Source organism: Nitrospiraceae bacterium, assembly GCA_019637075.1.
Taxonomy (GTDB): Bacteria; Nitrospirota; Nitrospiria; order Nitrospirales; family Nitrospiraceae; genus JAHBWI01.
The window spans coordinates 818874-830075 of the sequence record JAHBWI010000001.1 but is presented as its reverse complement, the minus strand read 5'-3'; the positions used below and the strand labels follow the sequence as shown (position 1 = coordinate 830075).

Annotated in this window: 7 protein-coding genes; 3 read left to right on the top strand and 4 right to left on the bottom strand. The window is 58.3% G+C overall.

All coding sequences use genetic code 11. The features are described 5' to 3' along the window. Positions 1-67: 67 nt before the first annotated feature. The 3 genes from KF814_03930 to recN all read left to right on the top strand — a co-directional run bounded on the left by KF814_03930 (position 68) and on the right by recN (position 2699). Entirely contained in the window at positions 68-553 is a 486-nt protein-coding gene (locus KF814_03930; protein ID MBX3235280.1) for a hypothetical protein, read from the top strand. Positions 554-645: 92 nt separating this feature from the next. After that, positions 646-993: a thioredoxin gene (trxA, locus tag KF814_03925; protein ID MBX3235279.1), complete on the top strand. Its 348-nt coding sequence runs from the start codon at positions 646-648 to the stop codon at positions 991-993. A gap of 20 nt (positions 994-1013) precedes the next feature. Next, on the top strand, positions 1014-2699 hold the full coding sequence (gene recN, locus KF814_03920; GenBank protein MBX3235278.1) for a DNA repair protein RecN: 1686 nt from the start codon (positions 1014-1016) through the stop codon (positions 2697-2699). A 7-nt stretch (positions 2700-2706) separates the two neighbouring features. On the opposite strand, the gene KF814_03915 is transcribed toward recN, so the two are convergent. The 4 genes from KF814_03915 to KF814_03900 all read right to left on the bottom strand — a co-directional run bounded on the left by KF814_03915 (position 2707) and on the right by KF814_03900 (position 11043). After that, on the bottom strand, positions 2707-3858 hold the full coding sequence (locus KF814_03915) for a response regulator (GenBank protein MBX3235277.1): 1152 nt from the start codon (positions 3856-3858) through the stop codon (positions 2707-2709). 214 nt (positions 3859-4072) lie between these two features. Continuing rightward, positions 4073-5485, bottom strand: a complete 1413-nt coding sequence (locus tag KF814_03910; protein MBX3235276.1) for a sigma-54-dependent Fis family transcriptional regulator — start codon at positions 5483-5485, stop codon at positions 4073-4075. A 1-nt stretch (position 5486) separates the two neighbouring features. Beyond that, positions 5487-6770, bottom strand: a complete 1284-nt coding sequence (locus tag KF814_03905; protein MBX3235275.1) for a GAF domain-containing protein — start codon at positions 6768-6770, stop codon at positions 5487-5489. Positions 6771-6864: 94 nt separating this feature from the next. After that, on the bottom strand, positions 6865-11043 hold the full coding sequence (locus KF814_03900) for a methyltransferase domain-containing protein (GenBank protein ID MBX3235274.1): 4179 nt from the start codon (positions 11041-11043) through the stop codon (positions 6865-6867). Between the last annotated feature and the right edge of the window lie 159 nt (positions 11044-11202).

The window sequence follows — 11202 nt, the reverse complement described above, 5'->3', positions numbered from 1 at the left end:
GACCGTGCGGGTGGTGTCAAGAACCCGGAACTGTTGGGCAGGGTGTGTATTCATCGTGGCCCTTGTCGTGACCTCCACTGTGGCGGCGATTCCTGCGCCGCCTGTTGGAGACGTACCGCCGTCACGGCACTTGGAACGCGCTAAAGTGTTTCTGCAGGCCGGAGATTTTCGTCGAGCGCTCCAAGCCTGTGATGCGGAACTCCGGTCGGCGCCTTCGGCCAAGAACTATGTGGCGTTGGCCTACGTGTACCGTGCCGTTCACGCCTACCTCGATCACCTCGCGGCGACCGATCAGTGGGTACGCGTCGAGCAGGTGTATCTCAATCTTGGCGCTTGGCACCTCAGCGACCTGGTCGATCCCCCCGATGTGATGGCACGGATCGCCAAGGAACTCATCCAGGAAGCTGTACTTCAACAGGCGGAGCTTACGGAGGCGATGGCGCGGCGTTTGGATGACACAGGTGCGGCGCGTTTCTTTGAAGAGCAGCGGCTGTGGCGGACGACGAATCCCAACGACTGGTGGTTCGGAATTCCGCCAGAGTGGGTATGGTAGCGGCTTATTTGACTCTCCGCAAAATCGTGTTATAGGATGACCCTCTGGTTCACGGCAGATGTGAACTCGATTTGATGCAAGGAGGAGACGCTGTGGCAGGTGACGCACTCAAAGTAAGCGAAGCAACGTGGGACGCCGATGTCATGAAGGCGCCGGAACTCGTGATGGTGGATTTCTGGGCTGTGTGGTGCGGACCGTGCCAGATGGTGGCTCCGATCATCGACGAATTGGCCAAGGAATATGCGGGCAAGATCAAGGTCCGCAAGCTGAATACGGACGAAAACCCTGAGATCGCTGGCAAGTATCAGGTGATGAGCATTCCGACAATCCTGTTTTTCAAGAACGGGCAGGCGGTGGAACGGTTAGTCGGCGCTCGCCCGAAGCGGCAGTTCAAGGAAATCATCGACTCGCTGCTGGCGCAACATTCCGGTAGTGCCTAAACGGCCTTGTCTCCATCGCGATGCTGACCGAGCTGCGAATCGCGAATTTCGGCGTCATCGAGCAGCTGGCTCTGCAATTCGACAAGGGGTTCACCGTTCTTACCGGTGAAACCGGGGCCGGGAAATCACTCCTCATCGATGCCGTCACACTTCTCGTAGGTGGCCGAGCCTCGGCTGAGCACATCCGTGCCGACGCCGAGGAGGCCGACCTCGAAGCATCCTTTCTGCTTCCTTCCGATCATCCCGTGCTCGCCACGCTCGAGGCCAAGGGCTTCGTCAGAGGCGGCGAAACGGAGATCATCGTCCGCCGGGTCTTGTCGCGCACCGGCCGTCATCGGACCTTTCTCAACGGCAATCTGTGTCCCGTCCATTTGCTGGAGCAATTGGGGGGGGCGTTGGTCGATATCCATGGCCAGCACGACCAGCAGTCCCTGTTGTCTCCCGCCGCCCAGTTGGAGGCTGTGGACGCATTCGGGCGGCTGTATCCGCTTCGCCGAGAGTACGCGGAGTCGTACGAGTCTTGGAAGAGGCAAGCAGCGGTCATCGAACAGTTGAGACAGGACACAGCCAGGCGTCGCGAACGTGAGGATTTGCTTCGGTTTCAGTTGCAAGAATTGACCGAGGCCGAGCTTCAAGCGCGCGAAGATGAAGAACTGGAGCGTGAACGGCCCCGTCTGACTCATGGGCGTCAACTCCGGGAACTGTCGGACCAGGTCTACGATCTGCTTTATGCGGACGAGGCCGGAATTCTGGCCGCTCTCGGTCAGGGGAGTAAACTGATCACTCGGTTGGAAACGATCGATCCCGGCACGGTGTCTTGGCGTCAGGTGCTGTCGGACTGCACGGTTCAGCTTCGAGACTTGGCCGATCAGGTGCGGCGCTACCGCGATGCCGTCGAAGACAATCCCGAGCGTTTGGTTGAAATCGAGCAACGGTTGGACCGGTTGCGGCGATTGAGCAAGAAGTACGGGGGATCGCTAGACGCGGCCTTGGCTCAGCGGGAGGCGTTGCAGGAACAGGTCTCTCGTCTTGAGGGGGCGGATGTTGAATTGGCGGCGTTGGAGCGCGACCAGCTCGTACGGGAGCAGGCGCTACGGAAGTTATCCGATCGGCTTTCGCAAAAGCGAAAGGATGCGGCGGGAAAACTCGCCAGTCAGGTTACTCGGGAACTCAGTGCCTTGCGCATGGAACGGACACGATTTGCCGTGTCGGTGTCCCCTTCCACCGATAAGAGCGCCTATGGCCCCACCGGCACCGACACGGTCGAGTTCCTTTTCTGTGCGAACCCAGGCGAGCCGTTGAAGCCGCTGGCGCGGGTGGCTTCAGGTGGTGAACTGTCCCGAGTCATGTTGGCCTTGAAAACGATCCTGGCGGATGCCGACCAGGTTCCGGTCTTGATCTTCGACGAGGTGGATTCCGGGGTGGGGGGCGCGGTGGCGGAGATTATGGGGAAGCGTCTGCGCGGCTTGGCCCGGTACCACCAGGTGTTGAGCGTGACCCATCTTCCTCAAGTCTGCGCACAGGCCCACAGTCATTTCTTCGTGGAGAAAGAAGTCCGGCAAAAGCGGACGGTCACCCAGATTCGCCGGTTGGATCGGAGTGGGCGCGAGGACGAAATTGCTCGAATGCTGGCGGGAGTAACGGTGACGAAGAGCGCGCGGGCTGCGGCTGCGGATATGATCGGCAGCGTGGTGGACGAGGAGTAGCGGGTCTTCAGGGCTCGGGGTTCGATGTCGGCGTCGCGGCGATGGCCAGCGCGGGAAGCGAGGATTTGCACTCGCGTACGACCCGCGCAAACAGTTCCGTGAGCATTGGATCGAAGTGTGTGTCGGCTTGAAGCGTGATTTGCCGTATCGCATCATCGATTGAAAGGGGTTGCCGGCCCGGTACGTCGACGGTCAGATTGTCGAAGGCCTGGGCAATGGAGACGATTCTTGCCAACAAGGGAATGCCTTCTCCCCGAAGGCCATGTGGATAGCCGAGACCATCGAATCGCTCGTGGTGGTACGCGACGATTTGCCCCACCTCAGCCGGAAAGCCCAATGGGAGCAGCATGCGGGAGCCGATGTCCGGATGCTGGTGATCGCCGTCTACTTGATCGCCGCGGGTCTGATATTCGGCCTTGAACGAATAGTCCGCCTGTGCGATCTTTCCGATATCATGCAGAAAAGCCCCAAGTGCCAACGCCTTTTGCTCGGCCACCGGGAGATTGAGCCGGTTAGCGAGGAGCGATGCGTAGAAGCTTACGCGGCTTGAGTGATTGAGGAGCTGGCGGTCTTTGGCCTCCAATAGGTCGGATAGAAGCGGGATCAGGGAGGTCGCATCGCCTGAGGCCGCTTCCGATTCACCGGACGACTTGCCGATCCCGAAGTAGTTCGATTGAATGTCTTTCCACGCCCGTGCGGTCTCCTGCTCCGTGCCCCAAAGCGCCGTAGACGTGCGGAGAAAGGACCGCAGGTAGTCCAACCGTTGTTTCTTTTCGAGGGTCTGATTGATCAGGGTAATCAGCTCGGTCACGTTGAAGGGCTTGAGGAGGTAGCCCGCGGCACCGTGACGAATACCTTCCATGGCCGACTTGAGGCTGCCGTACCCGGTGATGATGATGACCTCGACGTCCGAATGGTCGTGTTTGATGTCCTGCAGAAGATCGATGCCTTGGCGGTCGGGAAGTTTTTGATCGAGGGTGATCAGGTCGATGTGTTGGTCTTTGAGGACTTCGAGCGCGGACTTGGCGTTCTCGGCTGAATGAATCGTGAAGAAGGGGCGAAGGATGACTTTCAGCGCGTCGCGCGGTCCTGCTTCGTCATCGACGACGAGTACCGACGGTTTTCCGCTGATGTTATTGGCCTGCGTATAAGTCCCCATCCAGAGCACTCCCCGGGTGAGATGCATTTCGCGCCGTGGTGATAAAAGGCAATTCCCATGCCTTTTCGTGCACTTAGGCGAATGAATCAATATATTGGCGTGCGTGTGCGTGACGCCACAATATGTAGAACCTTAGCATTTTCAATGGACTATAGCCATTGAAAATCGGTGGAGAAAATGAGACAGCCTCAGCGCCTCGTGAGTTTCGACCGTGTCATTCTTGAGACAGCGCAGGGTCGTTGCTCGATCCGTTATCGGGCCTGCTGATGCCAAGCGTATCCATTCGATACTTCAACATGCGACGGCTGATTCCCAGCATCGTGGCGGCATGGGTCTGTACGTAGTTCGTGCGTTTGAGTGCGTCAAGGATGATTTCGCGCTCAAACTCCATCACCGCTTTTTCAAGCGACAGCCTGCCGGCCAGTGTGTCGTCGCGTAACGACGACGACCGTGTATCCGCCCGAAGGATATTGGGCAAATGTTCTGGGGTGATGACATTTGAACCCTTGGACCAGATGAACGCCTGCTCCACGATATTTTCCATCTCCCGCACGTTCCCGGGCCAAGGGTATCGTGAAATCAATTCCAACGCTTCCTTCGTAAACTCCTGCATCGGACGTTTTTCTTCTTCAATGCGTTTCGCAAGGAAGTGTTTTGCCAGGAGCGGGATGTCCTCTCCGCGGTCGCGTAACGGGGGAAGATAGAGGGCGATGACGTTGATACGGTAATAAAGGTCCTCACGGAACTGGCCCTTGCGCACCAAATCCTCGAGGTTCTTGTTGGTGGCGGCCACAATCCGCACATCGACTTTGATCGATTGAACGCCGCCGATACGGGTGAATTCCCGTTCCTGCAGCACCCGGAGCAGTTTGGCTTGTGTCGTTGGGCTCAGGTCGCCGATCTCATCGAGAAAGAGCGTGCCGCTGTTGGCCAATTCGAACTGGCCGACGCGGCGGGCCGTGGCGTCGGTAAACGACCCCTTTTCGTGCCCGAACAGTTCGCTTTCGATCAAAGTTTCGGGTAGTGCTGCGCAATTGAGCGCAATAAATGGACGATCGCGTCGCGCGCTGTTGTAGTGGATGGCCTTCGCCACCAACTCCTTGCCTGTTCCGCTCTCCCCGGTCACCAGCACGGTCGTGCGGCTGTCCGCAACCTGTTCGATCTTGGCGTAGATTTCTTGCATCGCCGGACTCTTGCCGATCAGGTTGTGGAAGGCATAGCGTTGAACGACCTGCGCCCGTAACTGACGAACTTCCCGTTCCAACTCTTGTGAGTTGAGAGTGCGGTCGATGACGATGCGGAGCTCTTCCACGTCGAAAGGCTTCGAGAGGTAGTCGGCTGCGCCCAACTTCATGGCGTCGACCGCAGTTTTGACCGATTTGGTTCCCGTCAGCATGATCACGGGGACCGAGCGGTTTTCGCTTCGCATCGTTTGCAGGACTGCCAAGCCGTCCGTGCCAGGTAGGATGACGTCCAACAGCACGAGATCCGGTGTTTCCCGCTTGAATGCCTCAAGCCCTTCCGCCGCGTCGGCTGCCTCGGAAATGTCGTAGGTGGGTTCCAGGACGGTCTTCAGTGAGGCGCGAACGCGCGGCTCGTCGTCGACGAGCAGTACCCGTTTCTTCATGTTACTCCCGTGGTGCCGGAGCCGTCGTATGTGTTCTGAGCGTGGGCAAACAAACCGTGAAGGTCGATCCTGTTCCGACATGGCTCTCGACGCCCAACACGCCATGGTGTTCGCGGACGATCTGGTGAGCGATGGTCAGGCCTAGCCCCGACCCCTCGCTTTCACTGTTCGAATGCTTCGTGGTGAAAAACGGATCGAATATGTGTTCGATTTGATCGGCCGGGATTCCTCGGCCATGGTCTTCAACCCGCAATTCAACGCACGAGCTGCCGTCGGGATTCATTCCCATTCGAGTCCTGACGCAAATCTCTCCGCCGCTGTCCGGCGTGGCGTCGAGGGCATTCAGGAGGAGGTTCATCAGCACCTGCTTGATTTGCTGTCTGTCCAGCGACAACAAAGGTAGTTTGGGGTCCAGTTCGGTACGCAACTGTATTCCCCGGCTCGAGGCTTTCGCGGAAACGAAACACATGCACGACGCAACGACCTCGTTCAGATCTTCTTCTGTGGGATGTGGGCTCATGTACCGGGCATAATCCAGGATGTCATGGAGCAGGCGCTCGATCTCATGCACGTCTTCGATCGCCACCCGGCTGAATTCAGGAATGAATACGGGGTCATGCTGGCGCTGCGGGGCGAGTTGTACGAACGTCTTGATGGAGGTGAGCGGGTTGCGGATCTCATGGGCAAAGCCGCCGGCCATGATCTCGAGAGAGCGTAGACGGTCGGTTCGGCGCAGCAGCGCTGAGGACCGGCGCAGTTCTTCCTCTCTGCGTTGATGTTCAAGTGCACTGGCGGCCACATCGGCAAGCGCGTGCATAATCGCTGCTGTATCCTCATCCCAGCGTATGGGGTCAGAAGGGCGGCCTAACGTGCAAAAGCCGAACAGTTCCTTGCGATTCAAAAACGGCAAGGCAATGGCAGCATCGGCAAGACGCAGGGCTCGACCGGCTTCCGGATCTGTCAGATGAACGGCGACGCGTCGGTGATTGAGGAGGGTCGACAGTGGGTGATCTGCGGCCGGCAAGCTGTCGTCTTGTGGCAAGGCAGCCGGAGCCACGGCGGCGATTCGTCGGAAGCATGCATGGTCTTGGTCGAGTAGCCACAGTGAACCATTCGAGGCGCCGGCATGAAGGGTGAGGTGTTCGAGAATGCGTCGGCAGGCGGAGGGGAGATCTGCCTCTCCGCAGACGTCCCGGGCCAACTGGCCGACAGCCCTTGCGGTTGCAGCGACGCTCGATATCATGGAGGCAGAGAGGGTGTGGTTGTGCAAGACCGTGCCCTGCATGGAATACGCAAATACGTAGAAACGGCGGGCCGGTATTCACCCGCCTTTGCGTCTATGGTGCTATAGGGCCGGAGTATACACCTGACTTTTTGATTCAGCCAGCGGAAACAGGCTTTTCGACAATGGCGATGAGGGCTTGGCCGGTCATAGCCCGTTGGATGGTAGGCGTGGTGCGGGTCGCATGCGCGACGAGGTTGGCAAACGAATCTTCTTCGAAAGCAGGCAGATAGCCGGTACGTAGATTTTTACAGAGTCGCGCCATCACCATCAGGTGTGCGCGGGCTTCACCCGAGAATTCGTCCAGCCCCAACTCCTGGAGGTGCGGCCGGTAGATGGTAGCCGGATCGGTTCCGCTCCGAAACGAACTAAGCACGAGTGTGCCGCCCGGCTTAAGGACGCGGAACAATTCACGGACGGCGTGAAGCGGTGACGGACAAAAGCAGATCACAAGGTTTGCGACGATGCGCTCGAACGAGTCCGCTGCAAACGGAAGTGATTCGATGGAGCGACTCAACGACCAGTTCGCCTTTACAGGGGGATGGCTCGATATCCGTCCGGAAAACATCGTGTCAAGGCGATCGAGCGTCTCTCGCGCAGACTTGCGGGCCTCGCCCAGCGCTTTGTAGGAAAAATCGACTCCGACGTAACGAACAGGGGTAGAATGCCGCCAGGCTTGCGAGCGGAGCCGGTAGGAAAGATTCAGGAGAAGCAGTCGCGCGAACGAGTGCACTCCGCAGCCGACGTCGAGCAGTCTCGCGCCTTCATGGACCGGCTGTGCCAGTTGATACAGGTGGTCGGTCAATTGCCAAAAGGCGGGCAGTTCATCTAACGATCCCGTCAGTGTGGTGAAATCGGTCCACAGGTCAGCCGGTGTCGCTTCCCCCGCGGTGTCTGTCGTACGCAATTTGTCCCGTTCGAGTCGGCTGCGGATCGCAATGGTCCGTCCGATCAACGCGGGACTCAACGGGCTTGGGACGAAGCGTGCTGATGGACTCATGAAGAGCTGGCGGAACCGCTCCCACTGGTCCTGGATGGCTGGGACCGCCTCTGCTGCAGAGAGGGTGAGGCCCGGGATGGTCTCAAGACGTCCCTGAGCGCCCAACGCACTGACGGCTTCGGCAATAAGATCTTCAGAAGGCGGCGGAATCAAGAAGTCTCCGGTTTCCGGGGAGGAACGAATGATCGTTGTCTGTACGCGGCAGGTCGCCAGGTCGGTCCGTGAAGATTCAAAGTCGGTGAAGTTGCATTGGACGGTGTCAGCGAGAAATCGATCGATGTCGAGATTCAGGCCCATGAGATTGCCGATGCCAAAGCGGGTGTGGTCCTGGTGGTTCTGCACGAGGTCTCTGCGATGCAGTTTCTCGAGGCTTTTCCGCAGGTCGAAAGTGGGGTTGAGCAGTAGGAGGCTCCTCAAGGCCGGATGCCAATCGGAGCGCCGTACGGCGATTCGGCCTGCCAAGTCAGGGGCGATCAGGGTGGAGGCCGCGTCCGGCCATTGTTGCCGGACCCACAACAAGATGGCATCCAGGTCATCCTCGATCGATGACATCCTGACACATTCAGGGGAGCCTTCGCTCAAGCCGATGTGGTTGCTGTAGTCGAACCTGATGACGCGGACCCCTCGCGCTGCGAGGTAGTACGACAAGGCGAGATAAGCCGTCTGGGTCTGCCCGAATTCGGGGGCAAGCACCACGATCTGCAAGGGCATGGTTTGCGCTTGGCGGAGGACATCCTGGCAAAGAGCTACCGAGAGTCCCTGGCGATTTCGTATGGTTCTGGAGAAGGTAACGATTCCCGAATCCGCAATGGGTTCGGCAAGATCGAAGGCTGAACTCGAGCCTGCAGCGAGCAGCCGATTGACGACGGCATCCGGCCGCCCACTCACGTGCTGGAAGCGGACTCCCAGTTGAACAGGAAGGTCTCCCGCACGACTTGGGACGCTGGTATCGCGGACTGGGAGCGGCCGCACCCAGACGATGGAGCCATTCCATGCCATATCGGGGGTGGCCGAAGGGAGGGCTCCGGCTATCGCCGCCACCGGACCGGTCGGTATCAATTGAATGGCTTGCTGAAGCGTGAAATTGTCGGGGCGACCTGGTAGTTCGACGGCCGCCCCGCTTCGGCTGAGATTGACGATGAGTCCAAGCGGGCGCGAAGGCTGTTCATCGGGTAAATTTACCCGTATAGGAATGGCTAACTTCAGACGCACTGATTCCCTGCGCTCCTTTGCGATTTCCTCTGACTGTTGCACGGCATCACGTTTGGAGCTTGGAGTGGGGAGCGGAATCAGACCTTCAATCGCCAAGGAGGTTGAGCCGGCTACTGCTCCGTCGAGCAGTGAATCGATGACTCTCCGGTCGTGATCTGTGGAAACTGAAAAGGAAATGGCGATGTCTCTTGTGTGCGGTTGAACGGAATTGGGTGAGGATGGGCGTTCGTACACGATGCCCTGCAATTCAAGCAAGCTTACCGGAGTCCTCAGCAGGAGGTAGGCCGGTTGCATATGAAGTGAGCTGGCCACCTCATTGAGCGCCATCAGTGCTCCGCCCGCACTGATATTTCGGATTAGCCCAGGATATCCGCTGGTGCCGATTGCCAAATGCACGGGGAAAGCCACCGGTCGGCGGGCAAACCGCCGGCGATCCACCGAGGGTTCCGTTCTTTGCTGGTCTGATTCGATGGGCGATTTGTCCTCAGTGTAGGCCGACGTCGGTTCCCTTGAGACCAGGGAATGTGCAGGCTCCGCCTGATGGATTGCGGGTATGCTCACGGTGATCAAAAGGCCCGCCTGTCTTCTGCTGTCGATTTCAATCGCACCACCCAAGTGGTGCACGATTTGATGCGCTTGGATGAAATCCACTGCGGAGGCCGTATCTATCTCAGTTGGGATAGCCCGAACCATGTCAGTGTCTGGCTGGTGTTGAATGGTCAGCGTGACGCACTCGCCTGTCGGAGTATTGTCCCCGGCGGTGATTGCCTTGGGGGGGACTGTCTGGGACAACCCGAATGTGTTGGTGCGTATGCGGAGCGGAACCGTCGCGTCCATGTGTCGCTGTGAGTAGGCAATCAGAACGCGCAGGAGCGTGCCGATGCTCTCTGGCGTGCCCAAAATCGCCGGTAGATGCGGATCGAGATGCGTCGTGACGCGAAGCGGGACATGATCCGGTTTGTCATGCAGTCGTTGCAGGGTTTCGTTAATAATGGTGTTGAGGTCGACGAGCGTCGATGGCCGCGCCTGAGGCGCCATTGCCTCTGAGAGTCGCCGACTCAACTGGCTGGCCTGCACCGCATGGGCTGCCATGCTCTCGAGCACCTGTTCAATCTTCAGATGCTGCAGCGTGGCCAACAGTCGTTGGGAATCGTTCAGGATCCCCGTCAATGGTTGCTGCAGCCGATCGGAAACGGTCGCAGCCTCCCGACTCAATTCAAGACGGCGGTCCGATTCGCGCAATTTCCCTTCCAATTCCAGAAGGCGTCCCTGTTGTTCTTTTTGTCGCGATACATCCCGAATCAGTCCGACTGTGCCAAGGTATCGATTGTTACTGTCGTAGAGGCCCTTGGCGGTCAGTTCACTCACAATGGTGTCGACTGGCTGGTTGGGGAGCGCTTTCTTCTGTAATGGGATTTCCAACTGTCGGATCGACCGGCTTCCTGCACGACGTTCATTGACGCGAAATCGCGCGAGTGGCTCCTGGATGGAGGAGAACAGGACGGAGTAGTGCCGGCCGGCAAGCTCTTCAGGCGTGTAACCCAGCAGGCTGGTGACCCCGGGACTCAGGTAGACGAACCGCCCTTCACGATCCAATTCGTAAAACAGATCGCTGAGGGTCTCGACTAACCGAAGGTGGCGCTGAAATGTTTCGTCTAATTTGGTTCGAAGATCGCGTTTTTCGATTGCTTCCTGAACGTAGAACAATAGTTCGGTCAGGAAGGCCGGGGAATTCTTAAACAGTAGAAAGTCGACACCGCTTTGCAGGGCTCGGATGGCGGTCTCGGAATCGGTCCGGTCGGTTTGCAGAATTACCGCGGCATAGGAAGCATTCCGTCGGAGCCGGGAAATGATGTCGACACCACTGTCCGGCGCAAGGTCTTGGTCGACCAGGATGATGTGCCAAACGCCTTCTTGGCTGGCGGCAATCGCATCGTCTGAGGTGTACACCGCCTCGATGCGGCAGTTGGGGAAAAAGCCTCGCAGACTGGATGAAACCAGTTTGATTTCCTCCGCGTGCGCATTCGCGAGGAGAAACTGAATAGCAGGTTCAGGCGACGACATAGGACGTGAGCGCAGCTACCTTCATCAGATTCGGCGAACGGTGCAACTAACTGGGTGCTAAGTCGTCGCCTTCAATGGAGCCAATGAGCCCTGTCCGCTTGGAATGCCGAGTGTTTCAATAGCATACACGGTTAGGGTCTGCACAGTCTTCGACCTGAG

Coding starts and splice junctions, on each gene's coding strand:
- recN (MBX3235278.1), top strand. CDS start 1,014: ATGCTGACCGAGCTGCGAATCGCGAATTTCGGCGTCATCGAGCAGCTG.
- KF814_03915 (MBX3235277.1), bottom strand. CDS start 3,858: ATGGGGACTTATACGCAGGCCAATAACATCAGCGGAAAACCGTCGGTA.
- KF814_03910 (MBX3235276.1), bottom strand. CDS start 5,485: ATGAAGAAACGGGTACTGCTCGTCGACGACGAGCCGCGCGTTCGCGCC.
- KF814_03905 (MBX3235275.1), bottom strand. CDS start 6,770: ATGCAGGGCACGGTCTTGCACAACCACACCCTCTCTGCCTCCATGATA.
- KF814_03900 (MBX3235274.1), bottom strand. CDS start 11,043: ATGTCGTCGCCTGAACCTGCTATTCAGTTTCTCCTCGCGAATGCGCAC.